The organism is Melghirimyces thermohalophilus (genome assembly GCF_900102685.1).
GTDB classification, from domain to species: domain Bacteria; phylum Bacillota; class Bacilli; order Thermoactinomycetales; family DSM-45169; genus Melghirimyces; species Melghirimyces thermohalophilus.
In genome coordinates this window covers 113,639-131,410 of record NZ_FMZA01000010.1, presented here as the reverse complement: position 1 = coordinate 131,410, position 17,772 = coordinate 113,639, and the positions used below count along the sequence as shown (strand labels likewise).

General features: G+C 53.2%; 16 protein-coding genes and 1 pseudogene. 4 read left to right on the top strand and 13 right to left on the bottom strand.

Annotation, left to right across the window (positions count from 1 at the left end; translation table 11 throughout):
• The coding region (locus tag BLP91_RS09420) for a transposase (RefSeq protein ID WP_143003516.1) at positions 1-234 on the top strand (234 nt) is incomplete at its 5' end.
• 180 nt (positions 235-414) lie between these two features.
• On the opposite strand, the gene trxA is transcribed toward BLP91_RS09420, so the two are convergent.
• The 6 genes from trxA to BLP91_RS09390 all read right to left on the bottom strand — a co-directional run bounded on the left by trxA (position 415) and on the right by BLP91_RS09390 (position 6,857).
• Positions 415-729 (bottom strand): thioredoxin, encoded by a 315-nt coding sequence (gene trxA, locus BLP91_RS09415; protein ID WP_091570051.1) that lies wholly within the window; start codon positions 727-729, stop codon positions 415-417.
• A gap of 171 nt (positions 730-900) precedes the next feature.
• Entirely contained in the window at positions 901-1,887 is a 987-nt protein-coding gene (locus BLP91_RS09410) for an electron transfer flavoprotein subunit alpha/FixB family protein (RefSeq protein ID WP_091570048.1), read from the bottom strand.
• Positions 1,888-1,910: 23 nt separating this feature from the next.
• Positions 1,911-2,681, bottom strand: coding sequence for an electron transfer flavoprotein subunit beta/FixA family protein (locus BLP91_RS09405; protein WP_091570046.1), 771 nt, complete (start codon positions 2,679-2,681; stop codon positions 1,911-1,913).
• A gap of 77 nt (positions 2,682-2,758) precedes the next feature.
• A complete protein-coding gene (locus BLP91_RS09400) occupies positions 2,759-3,343 on the bottom strand; it encodes a fatty acid metabolism transcriptional regulator FadR (RefSeq protein ID WP_091570043.1) in 585 nt (194 codons plus the stop codon).
• A gap of 104 nt (positions 3,344-3,447) precedes the next feature.
• Positions 3,448-5,154, bottom strand: coding sequence for a long-chain-fatty-acid--CoA ligase (locus BLP91_RS09395; RefSeq protein WP_091570041.1), 1,707 nt, complete (start codon positions 5,152-5,154; stop codon positions 3,448-3,450).
• A gap of 215 nt (positions 5,155-5,369) precedes the next feature.
• Entirely contained in the window at positions 5,370-6,857 is a 1,488-nt protein-coding gene (locus tag BLP91_RS09390) for a spore germination protein (RefSeq protein WP_091570083.1), read from the bottom strand.
• A 129-nt stretch (positions 6,858-6,986) separates the two neighbouring features.
• On the opposite strand from BLP91_RS09390, the gene BLP91_RS09385 reads away from it, so the two are divergent.
• Positions 6,987-8,243 (top strand): BaiN/RdsA family NAD(P)/FAD-dependent oxidoreductase, encoded by a 1,257-nt coding sequence (locus tag BLP91_RS09385; protein ID WP_091570038.1) that lies wholly within the window; start codon positions 6,987-6,989, stop codon positions 8,241-8,243.
• Between the two features lie 32 nt (positions 8,244-8,275).
• Here BLP91_RS09385 and BLP91_RS09380 read toward each other — a convergent pair.
• Positions 8,276-8,470: pseudogene (locus tag BLP91_RS09380) on the bottom strand (SelT/SelW/SelH family protein); the annotation flags it as partial.
• A gap of 177 nt (positions 8,471-8,647) precedes the next feature.
• Between BLP91_RS09380 and BLP91_RS09375 the strand changes: the two are divergent.
• Entirely contained in the window at positions 8,648-10,024 is a 1,377-nt protein-coding gene (locus BLP91_RS09375) for an RsmB/NOP family class I SAM-dependent RNA methyltransferase (protein ID WP_091570032.1), read from the top strand.
• A 352-nt stretch (positions 10,025-10,376) separates the two neighbouring features.
• The gene (locus BLP91_RS09370) at positions 10,377-10,634 is read left to right on the top strand and encodes a hypothetical protein (protein WP_091570030.1); all 258 of its coding nucleotides are present in this window, start codon (positions 10,377-10,379) and stop codon (positions 10,632-10,634) included.
• 14 nt (positions 10,635-10,648) lie between these two features.
• Here the strand turns inward: BLP91_RS09370 and BLP91_RS09365 are convergent, their stop codons facing one another.
• From BLP91_RS09365 to zapA, 6 genes are all read right to left on the bottom strand, one after another.
• Complete coding sequence (locus tag BLP91_RS09365) at positions 10,649-11,269, bottom strand: NfeD family protein (RefSeq protein ID WP_091570027.1); 621 nt, start codon at positions 11,267-11,269, stop codon at positions 10,649-10,651.
• A gap of 150 nt (positions 11,270-11,419) precedes the next feature.
• Positions 11,420-13,780: an endonuclease MutS2 gene (locus BLP91_RS09360; RefSeq protein WP_091570025.1), complete on the bottom strand. Its 2,361-nt coding sequence runs from the start codon at positions 13,778-13,780 to the stop codon at positions 11,420-11,422.
• Between the two features lie 123 nt (positions 13,781-13,903).
• Entirely contained in the window at positions 13,904-14,893 is a 990-nt protein-coding gene (gene sleB / locus BLP91_RS09355) for a spore cortex-lytic enzyme (RefSeq protein ID WP_091570023.1), read from the bottom strand.
• A 73-nt stretch (positions 14,894-14,966) separates the two neighbouring features.
• The gene (gene polX, locus BLP91_RS09350) at positions 14,967-16,697 is read right to left on the bottom strand and encodes a DNA polymerase/3'-5' exonuclease PolX (RefSeq protein ID WP_091570021.1); all 1,731 of its coding nucleotides are present in this window, start codon (positions 16,695-16,697) and stop codon (positions 14,967-14,969) included.
• Between the two features lie 275 nt (positions 16,698-16,972).
• Positions 16,973-17,503 carry a CvpA family protein gene (locus BLP91_RS09345; RefSeq protein ID WP_091570019.1) on the bottom strand — a complete coding sequence of 177 codons (531 nt, stop codon included), beginning with the start codon at positions 17,501-17,503 and terminating at the stop codon, positions 16,973-16,975.
• Positions 17,504-17,518: 15 nt separating this feature from the next.
• Positions 17,519-17,770 (bottom strand): cell division protein ZapA, encoded by a 252-nt coding sequence (zapA, locus tag BLP91_RS09340; protein WP_091570015.1) that lies wholly within the window; start codon positions 17,768-17,770, stop codon positions 17,519-17,521.
• Positions 17,771-17,772: the final 2 nt, after the last annotated feature.

Genomic DNA, 17,772 nt, shown 5'->3' with positions numbered 1-17,772 from the left:
GTGTGGGAAAAACATAAGGAAAAAGTGCGAGCCCATCGCCTTTCCTCTACGGGAAAATACCTGTACAAAAAACGGAAAGAGACGATCGAGCGAAGCTTTGCAGACGCGAAAGAGCTGCACGGGCTTCGCTACTGCCGGTTGAGGGGAAGGGAAAAGGTCCAAGAGCAAGCGCTGATGACGGCCGCAGCGCAAAACATCAAGAAGATTGCCAACCACCTAACCAAAGCCGGCTAGGTGGTTGGGAGGCCTTTTTGATCCAGGTTTTGATACGTCGATGAGCTGGTTTTGTCCATAAAAAAAGAGTGTGGAGAAAGCAGTGAAGGGCTTTCTCCACACTCTGGCGCCCGCCGCCGGCGGGCTTCTTTTTCTATAAAAAGCCCCGCACGAATCAGCGTGCGGGCTTCTCGTGATATGTTACATATGGGGGGTCAGCCACTCGATCAGCTGCTCTTTCGGTTGAAAACCATGCAATTTATCCACCACTTCCCCATCTTTGAATATCATCAAGGTGGGGATGCTCATCACACCATAGCGACCCGCGGTGTCCGGGTTTTCATCCACATTGAGCTTGGCGATCGTCACCTTCTCGCCCAATTCCTGATCGATTTCCTCCAGCACCGGGGCGATCATTTTACAGGGACCGCACCAGGGAGCCCAGAAATCCACCAGAACGGTTCCGGATGCCACATCGCTGCTAAAGGACTGATCGGAGACTTGTTTAATCGCCATAACGTTTCCTCCTTAGAAGATCCTTCATACCTATTTACAGTATAACACTGCGGCTAAATATATCACAAGCGTTTCGAAAATCGAAACACCAAGGGTTTTATTCCCCCCACTTTTATCGCTTAAACATGGAAAACGGGCGGACAATACCATGCCGCCCGTTTAGTTTTCCAGTTACTTGCTCTCAACGAGCACCTTTTTAAATTCTTCCGTCAGCATGGGTACCACTTCGAAGAGATCTCCTACGATTCCATAATCGGCCACACTGAAGATATTGGCCTCCGGATCTTTGTTGATGGCAACAATCACTTTGGAGTTGGACATCCCGGCCAAGTGTTGAATAGCTCCAGAGATGCCGCAGGCGATATATAGATCCGGGGTCACCACTTTCCCCGTCTGGCCGATCTGCAGGGCGTAATCGCAGTATTCGGCGTCACAAGCCCCCCGGGAAGCTCCGACGGCGCCGCCGAGAACATCCGCCAGTTCCTGCAAAGGTTTAAAGCCGTCGGCGCTTTTCACACCACGCCCGCCGGATACGATCACACGGGCTTCCGAAAGGTCGACCCCTTCCGATGCTTTCCGCACCACATCTTTGACCACGGTCCGCAATAGATCCTCCGCGAATTGAACCTCCAGCTCTTCTACTACTGCGGAACGGCTCGTATCCGCTTCCAGAGCAGGGATGTTGTTAGGACGGAGGGTAGCAAAGACCGTTCCCTCACGGAAAGCTTTTTTGACGAATGCTTTCCCGGCATAGATCGGTCGAGTAAATACGATCTGGCTATCGTCCACTTCTACGTCGGTGCAGTCGGAGACCAAACCACAACCGAGGCGGGCGGCAACTCGAGGGCTGACATCTCGGCCGATTGCGGTGTGACCGGTGAAGATAACATCCGGCTCCACATGCTCGATCACTTGTTTAAAGGCTTGGAAGTAAGCATCGGTTGTATATTGATCCAGCTTCTCATCAAGAACCAGTACCACTTTATCCGCACCGTGGTGGGAAAGTTCCTCCACCACATCCTTTGCTTTGCTCCCGAATACAGCGGCTGTCACCGCTCCGCCGTCAGCCACTCGTGTCGCTGCCGCCAGGCTTTCCAGGGATACATTTCTCAATTCACCGTCACGAACATCTGCCAATACAAGTACATTTTTGCTCATCGGTTCCGTTTCCCCCTCTTCCCTCAAATAACCTTGGCTTCGTTTCTCAAGAGACCGACCAGCTCTTTCACCTGATCTTCCAGCTCTCCTTCCAAGATTTTACCCGCTTCTTTTTCCGGAGGCAGGAAGGTTTCCAAAACTTTCGTCTTTCCTTCCAATTCATCCTCGTCAAGATCGAGATCATCGATGTCCAGCTGTTCAAGGGGCTTTTTCTTCGCTTTCATAATCCCGGGCAAGGAGGGATAACGAGGTTCGTTCAACCCTTGCTGGGCGGTAACCAGGATTGGTAGTTTCGATTCGATCGTCTCTGTGTCGCCCTCCACATCTTTTTCCACTTCCACTTTGTCGCCGTCAACGGTCAGTTTCGTGATCGTGGAGATGTGGGGGATTTCCAGCAGTTCCGCTAGGCGCGGTCCCACCTGGGCCGAACCGTCGTCCACAGCCATATAACCACCCAGGATGATATCGTATTCCAGGTCGTCGATCACCGCGGCCAACACTTTAGCGATGGAGTATTCGTCAGCATCTTCCAAATCCTCATCATCGACGATGATGCCTTTGTCGGCTCCCATGGCCATAGCTGTGCGCAGCGCCTGCTCCGCCCGATCGGGTCCGACGGTGATCACCGTAACTTCGCCGCCGTGTTCGTCACGGAGTCGAATCGCTTCTTCCACCGCATACTCATCATAGGGATTGATGACGAACTCCACACCGTCGTCGCTGATCTGTCCGTCCTCAATGGTGATTCTCTCTTCCGTGTCAAAGGTTTGTTTCAGACACACTAGAATATTCATGTTCCGGTTCCTCCTTCGCTTTCGGAGTCTTTCTCACAAGACTTTAAATGGACTGGGGCCGCCAACCCGTGGCCGGATCAACGGCTGAAACCATTCAATAACAGATCGAGAATTGGATCCACCTGGTCCATTAAGGGATATTTGCAGTCCTTCATAATCCAGGAAGTTACTGTTTCATCAATCGTCCCAAAAATCATTCTGCGGGCCGTGATCACATCGAAATCATCCCGGAACGCGCCCTGCTCTACTCCAGCTTCAATCACCTGATCCATCACTTTGAGGTACCGCTTCAAAATCAGACCGATCTCTTTGCGCACCTCAGGTTTCGACTGGCGCAATTCAATCTGGGTCACGATGGCCAATTGATAATCAGCCGCCAAGGACTCAAAGTGAAGGCGGATCAATTCCCGCAACTGATCCACCGGAGACTCAATTTCCGACAACGCCTTACTTGCATTGGATATAAACTGCCCCATCTTTTCATTGAAAAGCGAGATGAGGACATCATCCTTATTGGCGAAATACAAGTAAATCGTTCCGTCGGCGACATTGGCCTCCCGGGCAATCCTGGACACCTGAGCCTGGTGGTATCCGTATTTTGCGATCACACGCACAGCGGCGTCGATGATCGCTTCATACTTTTCTCCGGTACGCTTAGCCATCTTCTGCTTCCCTTCTAGTCGTAAATGAATGACCATTCATTCAACATCCATTTTATTCGACGGCCTTTCTCCTGTCAATGTTGATCTTTGTTGATCCTTTCACGCTATGAACCTGTTGACACTTCTTTATTTTGCTGTCGCTTTTTCTTTTCTTCCTCCACCAGCACGCGTCGTAAAATTTTGCCCACGGAGGACTTGGGCAGTTCCTCTCGAAACTCATAGATCCGCGGCACTTTGTAATTGGCCAGTTTTTCCCGGCAATACGTGTTCATTTCCGCTTCGGTAATCTCTTCACCCGGTTTGGGCACGATAAACGCTTTAACTGTTTCACCCCGGTAGGAGTCAGGCACGCCGATCACGGCCGCCTCTTGCACCTTCAGATGGTCATACAGAACCTCTTCCACCTCCCGGGGATAGATATTGAAACCGCCCGCGATGATCATATCTTTTTGCCGGTCCATGATATAGAAATAGCCTTCACTGTCCATTTTAGCGATGTCCCCGGTGTTGAGCCAATCGTCCTGAAGTGTTTTGGCGGTCTCCTCTTCCCGATTCCAGTAGCCTTTCATCACTTGCGGGCCGCGTACCTGCAAGAGCCCGGTTTCCCCGATCTCTAGTTCTTCTCCGCTTTCCGGATCAACAATCCGACAATCAGTGCCCGGCCACGGCAAGCCGATGCTGCCGTTTTTCCGTTTTCCCCATATCGGATTGGCGTGGGTGACGGGAGAGCTCTCCGTCAGGCCATAACCTTCCACCAACCGACCGCCGGTCAGCTCTTCAAACTTCTCCTGGACGTTGAGCGGCAGCGGAGCGGAACCGCTGATACAAGCCTCGATCGAAGAGAGGTCGTATTTCGCTGTCAAGGGATGGTTGACCAACGCCACATACATAGTGGGGGCACCTGGGAACAAAGTGGGGCGTTCCTTATGGATCGCCTTTAATGTATCCTCTACGTTGAATCGCGGCAACAATATCATCGTCGCTGCTTTATACACAGCAAAATTCATCACCACAGTCATCCCGTAGACATGGAAAAAAGGCACCAGACCCAACATCTTTTCTTTTCCCTGCTCCGGTTTGTGTAACCAGGTATTACATTGGACCACGTTGACCACAATGTTCCGATGGGTCAGCATCGCTCCCTTCGCCAGCCCGGTTGTTCCCCCGGTATACTGGAGCAGAGCCACATCATCCATGGAAACGATTTCAAATTTTACCGGTTGAGAGGAGGCTTCTTTCAGCAACTTTGTCAGGGAATATACTCCATCGCCTACTGTAATATCGGGTTTAACACCATCTTTCTTCAACTTAAGCGGATAGAGCATATTTTTGGGGAAGGGCAGATAGTCCTGGATCCCAGTCACCAGGATGCGTTTCAAATCGGTCTTGGGGCGCACCTTCTCCACCTGCGGGTAAACCAGATCCAGACAGAGGATCGTTTCTGCCCCGGAATCCTGCAGCTGGTGCTCCAGCTCCCGTTCCTTATACATCGGGTTGGTATTTACCACGATGCCGCCGATCATCAACACTGCATAGTAGGCGATAACCGACTGGGGGGAGTTGGGCATCATGATGGAGACCCGCTCTCCCCGTTGTACGCCGATACTTTTCAAAGCTCGGGCCATTCGATAAACCTCGTCCAACAGTTGCCGATAGGTGATCCGTTTCCCCATGAAATGAACCGCTTCCCGATCCGGGAATTCTTTAGCGGATTTTTCCAGAAAATACGGGAGCGGCTGTTCCGGAGTCTCTACGGATTTAGAGACAGGTTCCGGATAACTGGAAAGCCAGGGCTTTTGATCTACTTGCATCTGGATCCCTCCTCGATTGAATGAACCGTCATTCATTGAAAAGCAAATACCACGATATAGCCCTGTCGACTTTTTTCTATTTTATCGAACTTTCGTCGACTTTTGAACCTTAATGGCAAAAAAATTGCAAATGCACTTTAGAATGAAATCGATTACTAAACAAAACATCCGGTTCCATGTTGTGCGGAACCGGATGTTTTGTTGATTTTATCATGCTACTCCGGAGCCCGGTCAGGATCACCCGGGGACAAAGCTTTGGGCCGCTTGGTTTTGAGCGGCATCGGAGAACGGATCAGCACATCCTTCAACGCTTTTCCGTTGAAGGGGATCAGCGGCCACAAATAAGGCATTTTGAGCGGTCGGGTGTTGGCCAGCATGATAAACCAGACTAGCACCCCGATGAGAAGCCCCCAAACTTTAAATAAAGCAGTCAGCGTCAGGAAGATGATCCGGAATATCCGGTTGGCCAGCCCCAATTCGTAGCTCGGAGTAGCGTAGGTGCCGACCACCGCCGCCGCCAGATACAGAATCACTTCCGCGTTAAATAACCCCACATTGACCGCGATTTCCCCCAGCAAAATGGCTGCGATCAGACCCAATGCCGTCGCCAGCGGGGCCGGCGTATGGATCGAAGCCATCCTGAGGATCTCCACACCCAGCTCAGCGATAATCACCTGCAAAAAGATCGGAATATGCCCCGGCTTTTTCGGCCCGATAAAATCCAGCGTCTTGGGCAGCAGTTCCGGCTGAACCACGGCCAGATACCAGAGGGGGAGCACAAACAGGGCCGTCAAAATGGCGATAAACCGAATCCAGCGGAGCATCGCTCCCACCGCTGGCTTTTGCCGGTACTCTTCCGCATGTTGCACATGATGGAAAAAGGTCGTGGGAGTGATCATCACACTTGGGGAAGTATCCACATAAATCAGCACATGCCCTTCCAACAAGTGAGTCGCCGCCACATCAGGACGCTCTGTGTACCGAACCATGGGATAGGGATTCCAATTATGCCCGAAGATATATTCTTCCAATGTTTTTTCCGCCATGGGCAACCCGTCTGTTTTCACTTCTTTCAACGAGTTGCGTAAGCTTTCCACCAGATCCGGATCGGCAACGTCCTCCAGATAACCGATGGCGATATCCGTTTTGGATCGTTTGCCCACTTCGTGATACTCCATCCGCAAAGAAGGGTCCCGCAGACGGCGCCGGGTCAAAGCCGTGTTAAAAATGATCGTTTCCACAAAGCCGTCCCGGGAGCCGCGGACCACCCGTTCGGTATCCGGCTCTTCGGGACTGCGGACGGGATAGGTCCGGGCATCGATGACGATCGCCGTCTCTTCTCCGTCCACCAGCAGGACCAGGGGACCGGACAGCACTTTGGTCACCAGCTTGTCCAGTTTATTTTCGGTCTCCATTTCAATATAGCCGATATGGGTCTCTAACAGCTTTTTGATGGTATTTGGCGTCAGATCGCCCCGATCCAACTGACTGAGATGAGCCATGATCCAATTGAGGATGTCATCCTTGGCAAAACCGTCCACAAAATAAAGGGCAAATCTTTTCCCCGCATAATGTAATTCCCGCTTCATGATATCAAAGCTCTTCCCCAGCCCCAGCACACGGTCCAATACCTCCATGTTTTTATCCAGGGAGGGATCCACCTTCATTTTTTTCCAATCCGCATCTTGCTTTTCATCCGCCATCTCATCACCGCCTTTCATCTCCTTCAGTATTCTCTCCGAAGGAAAAAAACATGAAAGGGATCGCCACCTCGATGATGATTCGGGTATGATAAGAAACGTGTTGCACCGAACTATAAAGGAGATGGACCCATGGATGATGTGATCGTGATCGGAGGCGGCCCCGCCGGTCTGATGGCGGCAGCAGCTGCGGCGGAACACGGCGCCCGGGTACTCCTTCTGGACAAAGGGGACAAACTGGGGCGTAAATTGGCCATATCCGGCGGCGGCCGTTGCAATGTTACCAACAACGTGTCTACAGAGGAAATCATTCGCCACATTCCCGGCAATGGGCGATTTTTATACAGTCCCTTCTCCACCTTTAACAATCGAGATATTATCGCGTTTTTCGAAGAGCTGGGCGTCCAACTGAAGGAAGAAGATAACGGCCGGATGTTTCCAGTTTCCAACGACGCCAACAGCGTGGTGGAAGCGTTGCTCCGGCGCATCCGTCAACTGGGGGTGAATATTCGTGTCCATACCCCGGTCCATGGGTTGTCGATGAACAAGGATCGAGTGACCGGCGTGCGACTGGCAGGTGGGGAAACGATCCCCTGTAGGGCGGTGGTGATTGCGGTCGGCGGGAAATCCGTCCCCCATACCGGTTCCACAGGGGACGGCTATGCCTGGGCAATAGCGGCCGGACATACCGTGACGGAGCTTTTTCCCACGGAAGTACCGCTTACCTCCGATGAACCTTTTATTGAAAATCGTTCCTTGCAAGGCCTCTCCCTCCGCGGAGTCCGCCTCACCGTATACAACCCCAAAGGCAAAAAATTGGCGGAACACACCGGGGATATGCTATTTACTCATTTCGGTTTGTCCGGTCCGATCGCCCTTCGCTGCAGTCAGTTCGTGGTGAAAATCCTGAAGAAGTTTCCGGTGAATCGGGTGCGATTGGAGCTGGACTGGTTTCCGGAGGAAAACGTGGAGGCGCTGCGGAACCGCCTGTGGAAGGAGTGGGAGAAACAACCGAAAAAATCGGTAAAAAATCTCCTTAAGGAGCATCTTCCCGACCGAGCGCCCCCCCTCTTGCTCGAACAGGCCGGCATTGCCCTGCAGACGCCAAAGGCCCACATAGCCAAAAGTTCCTGGTTGGAACTATGTCGACTGCTGAAGGAGTTCCCTGTTCACGTCAACGGCACGCTCTCCATCGAAAAAGCATTTGTCACTGGAGGCGGCGTACACTTGAAAGAAATCGTGCCTAAAACGATGGAATCGAAGCGAAAGAATGGACTCTATTTTGCAGGGGAGATTCTGGATATTCATGGCTACACCGGCGGTTACAATATCACGGCCGCCTTCAGTACCGGTTACACCGCAGGCAAACATGCAGCGACCCAAATGTAAAAAACCGGGGACATCACCCCGGTTCTACTCGCTTAATCACCTGTCTTTTCTTTCATCAGCCGCAGCACTTCTCCTTCTTCTGCATGACGGCCCGTCACTTTTTTGGAGTAAAGCTTCTCACCATCGACGGCGACCTCAAATACACCGCCGCTGGATGGGATTAAGATCATTTCCTCGATTTGGCGGCGGTATTCGGTAAACAGTTCTTCTGCCACACGGGCAGCACGAGGTGCATAGTTTCAAGACATGCAGAATTCAATGCTTACCTTATAGCTTTTTTCCATCATCCATCCCTCCAGGTGTTTGTCCACCTATATTATAAACAACAGGAGGACGGCTGTTCAAAGGCTGCTGCTATCAGCGCCATCTATTAGCACAAGGTTCAAGGTTAAGGAGGTTACCCGATGGACTCATTGCCCTTAGACTACCGAAAACAGATGAACACCCTGCTAGGTGATGAATATCCGGCATTTCTGCAAACCTATGAAGAGCCCCCTCACCGAGCCCTGCGGATCAATACCCTCAAAATATCCACTGCCGATGGGGTGAACCGATTGCCTTTTCAGTTGGAACCCATCCCCTGGTGCGACACCGGCTTCTTTTACCAGCACGACCGGGATCGTCCCGGAAAACACGTCTACCATGCCGCGGGGCTGTATTATATCCAAGATCCCAGCGCGATGGCTCCGGCAGAAGCCCTGGATCCCCAACCTGGAGAAAAAGTGCTGGATCTGTGCGCCGCCCCAGGCGGAAAGACCACCCAACTGGCCTCTAAAATGAACGGAAAAGGCATCCTGGTTGCCAACGAGATCAGCCGGGAACGACGAAAGGCGCTGGTGGAAAACCTGGAGCGGTGCGGAGTCACCAACGCCGTCATTCTAGGTGAAGATCCCCGGCACCTGTCTTCCCGGTTTGCCGGTTGGTTTGACCGCATCTTGATCGACGCCCCCTGCTCTGGGGAAGGAATGTTTCGTAAAGACCCGGAAACCAGGGAACGCTGGAGCATCCGTTCCACTGAGGTCGCCGCCGACCTGCAGGTGTCCATCCTGGAAGCGGCTGCCCCTATGCTCCGACCCGGCGGCAGGCTGGTCTATTCCACCTGTACTTTTAATGTCCGGGAAAATGAAGGTACACTCGACCGATTTCTAAAGCTTCATCCCCAATTCACCCCCGTTGATGTACCCGGATCGAACCATTTCCTTCCTGGCCTTACGGAGGGCACGGATGTTAACCCTTCTTTAAGTCGAGCCGCCCGTTTATGGCCGCACCACTTGAAAGGGGAGGGGCACTTTGTAGCTGTTTTGGAAAAAACGGAAGGAGAGGAAGGCGCCAGGCAAAAACCGGGCAAGTTGCCGCCGGTGCACAGAGACGCCAAAAACGTGTTCCAAACCTTTATCGATGATACGCTGAGCCAAGACCCTTTTCCAGGGCCTTTCACCCTGTTTGGCGACCATCTTTACCAGGTACCAAGAGAGCTTCCTTCCTTGAAGGGATTGGTGGTAGAACGTCCCGGCTTCTATTTGGGACAGGCCAAGCGTCGGCATTTTGCTCCCAGTCACGCCCTGGCTCTGGCTCTAACCCCCGATCGAGTCCAGCGCCGTGTCAACTTTTCTGCTGGCGACGAACCGCTCCTTCGCTATCTTCAAGGAGAGGCCCTTGCCCACGAGGGGGAAAAAGGTTGGACTCTGGTAACCGTGGACCATTTTCCCCTGGGCTGGGGGAAAGTCTCCGGCGGTTTACTCAAAAACCACTACCCCAAATGGCTGCGGTGGGACCGATAAACTTCCCTAAAACAAAGAGGAACCGCCGAAAAGCGGTTCCTCTTTGTTTTAGCATCAGCCCGATCGCTCTACCAAAAGCCTCGCCTTTTCATGAAAGGCTTCTGGGCCTGCCGGTATTGCATCATGGACCCGGCGCCGATCTCAAAGTCCAAGGCCAAGGTAGCGGTGACCGCCCCCTGGGGTAGAACCGTTGTCTGTAAATCACCACAGCCTGGATCGAGGGCTTACACCACACCCCCTATTTCATTTGATGCAACACCGGATTATAAACAGAAAAGAGCCACCCTAATACATAAAAGAAAGAGGATGGCCCATATACTGGTGAAAACATTTAGCCGGGAGAGTGATCCCTATGTTTGTACAATCAAAAGCAAGACGGCGTACCCGCCTCTCCGCCCCCCCTGCCTTAACCATGGGAATGATCCAACCGGAATGGCTTTATCTCTACCACATGTTTCGGGAGGAGCCTGAACCGAAACCGACTCCCCGGGAAAAGCTTCCTTCCCTCCCCGCGCCAAAGCCGGTGGTGGAGATGCGCATCAACATCCGTGCGAGAAAAGGGCAAACAGTCAAACCGCTCCACCGCGGGCAGGAGATGGAAAGGGAGTAGCTTAGCGAACTTTCTTAGGCATCGTTGTGAGCTTCCACCAAAATCCGGGTCCCATCGACGGAAACCACCCGGATCGGGGTTCCCTTTTCGATCCAAACCCCGTCACTAATCCCGCTGTAACGCTCCCCATCCAGCTCAATCGTCCCCGAAGGACGCAGGTGAGAGACGGCCCTTCCCTTTCTGCCAACCAATTCCAGGGTCTGTTCATTGACGGAACGGTAACCGGTATCACTGGTGAGGCTCTGTTTCAGCACCAGTCGATCCCACAGTTTTCGACGAGGTAAGATTTTTAGTGAGAAAAGGCCGGAGAACAACCCCAAGATCCACATCACCGCCACTAAGCTGCCCGTCAAAAAATCGCCGGTGGGTAAGACCAAGCCAACCAACATCAATATGAGCCCCAAAGCTGACAGCGTCCCGTCTTGAATCAACTTTCCATCCAGTAACAGCAAAAGAACGCCGATCAACAACAATCCCACAGACCAGCCATGGAGCCCGGGGGTTTGGCTGATGGCGTAGACCGACAGCAAGGCGGCACCCCCGATCCCAGCCAATCCCCTCGCCTGTACGAGAAATTCTGTCACTAAAAGCATTCCCGCCAGAAAAACCATCAAGCCCGCTAACCACGGATCCATGATTCCATACCCCCGTCCTCTCTTTTCATTTTTACATAGCGTTCATGGTAAACCAGACAATGCCGACAAGAAAAAACAACAGAGCAATGGAAGCCAGGATCATTGCCAATCGTGCCAGCATCCCCGTTCCTCCTCACTGTATCCATCTGATCATTTTAAGGTGACGACAGTCACCCCAAGACCGCCTTCTCCCTGGCCACCAGAACGATAGGAATGGACCCGGGAATGTCGGTCCAGAAACTTTTGGACTCCCGTCCGCAATGCCCCCGTCCCCTTTCCGTGAATGAGGGTAACCTGGTCATAACCGGCGAGCAAGGCGTCATCCAGATACTTATCGATCTCGGGGAGCGCCTCATCCACCATTTTGCCGCGAAGATCCAGCTCATGTCGGACATGATGGGACCGTCGTCGGTAACCGGTACTCCCCTGGCTGTGATCGTCGGGAACGGGGCTCGACTTCCACTCCAGATCCTTCCGGTTCACTTTCAACTTCATCAAGCCCACCTGAACCTGAAGTTCACCGCCGCCGAGGTCATCAATCACCTGCCCTTTTTGACCGATTGTCTTCACCAACACTTCATCCCCGACCGCCACTTTTCGGCTCGATCCCCGGTCTCGATGGATTCTTTTCGGCCAGCTGGTTTGCGGCTCCGCCTCGTCCAGCCGCTTTTTCGCTTCGATCAGTTTATGCTCCTTCAATTCTTCGGGACGTTCCCTGGCCCATTGCCGCAACTGTCCGAGTACCTCTTCTGATTCCCGTTTGGCCCGGAGGACAATCTGTTTCGCCTCTCGGCGGGCTTTTTCGCGAATCCGTTCTTTTTCCTGTTCCCAGGTTGTCAGCTTCTCCTTCATCTCTTGGTGAAGGGCTGCCGCTTCCTTTTGTAACGCTTCCGCCTGTTCTCTTTCTTCCCTTGCTTTTTGCCGATCGGCAGCCAGCTCCCCAATCATCTCTTCCAGCCGGTTTTCATCCCCAGTCAGTCGGGTCCGGGCGGTTTCAATAATTTCTTGAGGCAGGCCCAGCCTCTCGGCGATTTCAAAGGCGTTACTTCGTCCCGGAACCCCGATCATCAAACGATAGGTGGGGCTCAGCGTCTCCACATCGAATTCCATACTGGCGTTGATCACACCGGAGCGGGCATGAGCGTAAAGTTTCAACTCGTTGTAGTGGGTGGTGGCCATCAAGCAACATCTTTTTTCCAACACCCGTTCCAGGATGGCAATGGCCAAAGCAGCCCCTTCCGTGGGATCTGTTCCCGCCCCCAGTTCATCAAAGAGAACCAAACTATTCTCATCAATCTCCTCCAGGATCCGGATGATGTTGGTCAGATGGCCAGAGAAGGTGCTCAAGTTTTGCTCGATGCTCTGTTCATCCCCGATATCGGCAAACACCCCGTTGAATACGGAAACCTCGCTCTCTTCCTCAGCGGGAATCGGCAAGCCGGACTGGGCCATCAGCGTGAGCAAACCGATTGTTTTCAAGGTGACGGTCTTCCCCCCGGTGTTGGGGCCCGTAATCACGATGGCTCGGTAATCCTGTCCCAGTTCCACATCGATCGGAACCACTTTATCAGCGGGAATCAAGGGGTGTCGCGCATTTTTCAGCCGAATCACCCGTTCCTCGTTCACACGGGGGACGACTCCCTTGATCCGCCGTCCCAACCGGGCTTTGGCCAGAATCAGATCCAATTCTGTCAACACATCCAGATTGTTCTCCAAGGCTTCCGCCTGCTCGCCAACCGCAAGAGTCAGCTCTCCCAAAATCCGTTCCACTTCCCGCTCTTCTGCGATTTCCAGCTCCCGCAGGCGGTTGTTCTGGTTGACGACGGATTGGGGCTCGATAAACAAGGTTTGTCCTGAGGCTGACTGGTCGTGCACAATCCCGCCGAAAGCTGCCCGGTATTCTTGCTTCACGGGAATGACAAAACGATCGTTTCGCTGGGTGACAAGGGGCTCCTGCAACATTTTTTGATATTTGCTGTCCCGGATGATGCCATCCAGCGTCGAACGAATGCCTCCCTTCAGCTGGACCATGTTCCTCCGGATCCGCGCCAGTTCGGCACTGGCTTCATCCACCACTTGGCCGTCCTCGTCGATGGCGGCCATAATTCTTTCCGCCAAGGTCCGGGTTTCCACCAGCCGCTCTGCCATCGCTCTCAAGATCGGAAGCGGCGCCTCTTCTGGATCCAGCCCCTCCAACAGGGAACGAACTCTCTTTTCCGCCCGAGCGGTACCGGCCACGTGAAGGAGATCGACCGGTGAGAGAACACTTCCGATCAGCGCCCGTCTAAGGGCCGAATGGATATCGCGAACTCCTTCCAGGGAAAGATCCCCTTTCAAACGGATCAAGTCCATCGCTTCGGCCGTGGACCGAAGCATCTCCTGCACATGGCCCTCCTCGGCAGATGGTTGCATTTTTTCAGCCAAGGATTGGCCGGTTTCCGATGTAGCCTGTTCCTTAAGCATATGGACGATGGTTTCATATTCCAACGTTCGGTGCATGTTTGGGTCCAAAAGGTCCCCTCCTCTTCCAGCGACAATCCTTTCATATTATAGCATGAGCGTGAGACTGTCGGGAGCGAATGCCAAAAAAGAACCAGCTCCCTATGGGAGCCGGTTCCGTTCGCCTTTCCATCCTTAATTGGTGAAGATGTGTTTGCCGATCCGTTTGATTTGCGGGCGTCCCCAAATCCAGTCGGAAGTCGCCTTATCGGGGTTAAAGTAATAGAGGGCGCCGCCGCTGGGATCCCAACCGTTCAGCGCATCCCGAACCGCTTTTTTGGACTCCTCTTCGGGACTCATGTTGATCTGTCCGTCAGATACCGCTTCGAAAGCCAGAGGTTCGTAAATAATCCCTGAGACCGAATCCGGGAATTTCTCGCTTTCCAACCGATTCAGGATCACCGCGGCGATAGCCACTTTCCCGACGTAGGGCTCACCCCGTCCTTCAGCATAAACCGCTCTGGACATCAGGTGGATGTCCTGTTTGGACAACCCTCCGGTGTTTTGAGACACCTTCTTCATCGGTTTCACCTGGGTCATCGCCGGCTTCTTTTTCTTTTGTGCTTTCGCGCCTTTGTCGGTTTTCATGTCTCGGGTCGCCCGCCACAGCTTCAGTTTGGTCTTGGGTCCCGCTTTCCCGTCCACCTTCAGGCCAAACCGATACTGAAAGTCACGAACTGCCCGATCAGTCTGGGACTCGAATTTCCCATCCACCTTGCCAGGGTAATAGCCGATGTATCGCAGCCGCCGCTGCAACTCCCACACATAGCCTCCGCGGTCCCCTTTTTTGTATATCCGGTTGGAAAGGCCCGGGGCCCAAGCTTTAGTGGCTTCCACCAGCTCTCTTTTGGTTTTGGGGCCGACGACACCGTCTACCTTCAATCCAAATTGCGACTGGAATTGCCGCACGGCACGATAGGTGCGTTGCCCAAATTGACCATCGATTTTCCCCTGATAAAAACCGAGATACTTGAGCCGACCCTGAAGCTCATAAACGTCGCCACCGGCGGCCCCCTGTTTTATCTCTTCCTTGCCAAAGGAGGCTCCTGCCTCGGCAACAGTCGTAAACACCCCGACCACGATGAGCATACAGGCACAGCATAACAGCAGGATTCGCTTTGTCATGGCCAAGTCAACCTTTCTATAGGTTGTATTCTGCTGTTAGTATCCCGATATTTTTTTCACCTATGCAAACAACTCATTTATTCCGGCGAATGTAATCCAAGCGCTGCCGCAGCTGTTCCAGGGAATACGTGTTGATCACGTCCCCGGCTTCCAGCCACCCCCGACGTGCCGTGGCCACCCCGAAGCGAACAAAGTCCATCATCTCGGGCGAGTGAGCATCGGTATTGATGGTCACATTTAATCCGTAAGCTTCTTTGGCCCGTTTCAAATCCCGGTCGTTCAAATCCAGTCGATTGGGGTTGGCGTTCAACTCCAGCATGGTACCTGTTTTGGCGGCCGCCTCAAACACCCGATCCAGATCGATCGCGTAAGGATCCCGACGGTTGAGCAAACGGCCGGTGGGATGGGCTACGATATGCACGTAGGGATTCTTCACGGCATTCAAAACCCGCTGGGTGATGGTCTCCTCATCTTGTTTGAAGCCGCTGTGGATGGAGGCGATTACCAGGTCCAGTTCCTTCAATACCCTATCGGGGAAATCGAGAGTGCCGTCAGGTAGGATGTCCATCTCTGTACCTGCCAACACGGTGATTCCATCCAGCTCCTCATTGACCGCATCGATCTCCTCCCGCTGACGTTTCAGATCGTCAGGAGTCAACCCGCCGGCCACCTTGAGAGAGCGGGAATGGTCCGTGATGGCGATATATTCATACCCCCGCTCCCGGGCCGCCAGAGCCATCTCCCGGACCGATGCCGACCCGTCGCTCCAACGGGTGTGCATATGGAGATCTCCCCGGTAATCCTCCGCCCGGATCAGCTGGGGCAAATCCTCCGCCTGGTGGTCCATCTCCCCACGGTCTTCCCGCAGTTCAGGAACGATATAGGGCAGCTGCAGTTTTTGGTACATCTCTTCCTCGGTCGCAAAGGTGAAGGTCTCTTCGTGATCCTCGTCATGAATCCCGTATTCACTCACCTTCCACCCAAACTCCTTCGCCCGCTGTCGAAAGCGAACGTTATGCTCTTTGGATCCGGTGAAATGATGCAGAGCACTGATAAATTGGTCCGGCTCCACCAAGCGGACATCCACCTGAATTTCCCAGCCCATCCTTAATAGGACACTCACTTTGGTGCTTCCTTGGTTGATCACCCGGATCACCTCCGGCATGGAGACCACTGTTTCAGCGACTGTCTCCGGATGCTTGGTGGCCACCACCAGGTCGATATCCTTCACCGTCTCCTTCATTCGTCGGAGGCTACCGGCAGGCTCCACCTGGAGCACCTCCGGATGCTCCGCCAACCGTTCGCGCAGGGTTTCGGCAACCGTCAGCCCGTGGATCAGCAGATGGCGTGTAAACCGCTTCATCCGTTGGATCCCATCCAGAAGTTTCTTCTCTTTCTTTTCACCAAAACCGGGTAAAGTGCGTACCTTCCCCTGCTTTAGCGCTTCTTCCAACTGCTCCTTATTTTCCACGCCCAACTCCCGATTCAACAGGTGAATCGATTTGGGACCCAAGCCGGGGATGTTCATCAGTTCCGGCAATCCGGAGGGGAGCTCTTCCAACAACTGATCCAACGCTTCCAACCGTCCAGTCTCCATAATCCCCCGGATGGCGGCGGCGGTTCCCTTGCCGACACCCGGCAATTCCTCGGGTCCTTTCTCCAACTCGTCTAGGGCGACGCGACTATTTTCCACGGCCCGTGCCGCACGGCGGTAGGCATTGGCTTTGAAAGGATTTTCCCCTTTCAGCTCCAAAAGGTCCGCCAATTGGTTAAGCAACGCGGAGACTTGTTTGTTATTCATCATTTCCTACCCCCTCCCTCAAACCAGCCGTCTTTGTCACAACAAAAGTTGTCTCAATCAATCAATTCGATGATCGCCCTCGAGATTTTCCTCCGAATCCTCTCCACGGGCATCAGCCCAATCTGTCGTGTGCGAAATGGGCACTACCACCTAGCCTCTTAGGCAAAATTTCTTCGTTCCCCCTACACAAAGGAACCCCCCGAAGGGGGGCAAACTGGCAGCGGACGGGGGTTCCGATCGGAGATCATAAGCCCCGGAGAACCTCAACCGCGATACCTTTATGATGGATCAACCGACCTTTCCCATTGATTGGAGAAATCGGGAGTCATCTCTAACAAACCCTGGCTCAGATAAGATCGGTCAACTGCATCCCGTCCGTCAGACCATGGAAGGATGTGAAGGAGGTTGACTACGATCAGGATCACCACCAGCGCCTTTAAAAATCCGATCAAGGCGCCGCCCACCCCATTGATCTGATGCAGGACGGGGAAGCTGGCCATCCGGGTTAAGACGGAAGCCACGAAGGACAACAACAGCTTGGTGATTAGAAACAGCAACAGGAAAGCCATCGACTGATAAATCACTTTCTCTACCGGCAGGAGCTTCACCAACCCCTCTCCGCTCAACGATTCCGGCAGCGGAACCAACGCTCTCAGGTGAGGTGCCACATCGGAACTGAACTGGTACGCCACAAACAAGGCGACGAGGACGCCAACCAGGGAGACCGTCTCCTTGATCAAACCTTTTCGATATCCCTGGATCAACCCTCCAATGATCAGCACAATAATGATCCAATCCATCCCATTCATAAGGAACCATCACCTTTACGGTTGGTCGTCTTCGATCAAGTGGAGAATCTCTTCATGTTCCTGCTTCAGTTTCAAATAAGCATCCGTAATATTTACTGCGGAGAGAACCGCCAACTTGGTTGTGTCCAGCCGAGGATTACTCGCTGCAATTCCACGCATGTTTTCATCCACCCGGTTGGCCACCTCCCGGATATAACCGGGGCTGGCGTTACCGATGATATGATACGTCTGACCGTAAATATCCACGCTGTGTCTGTTCTTGCTCATGG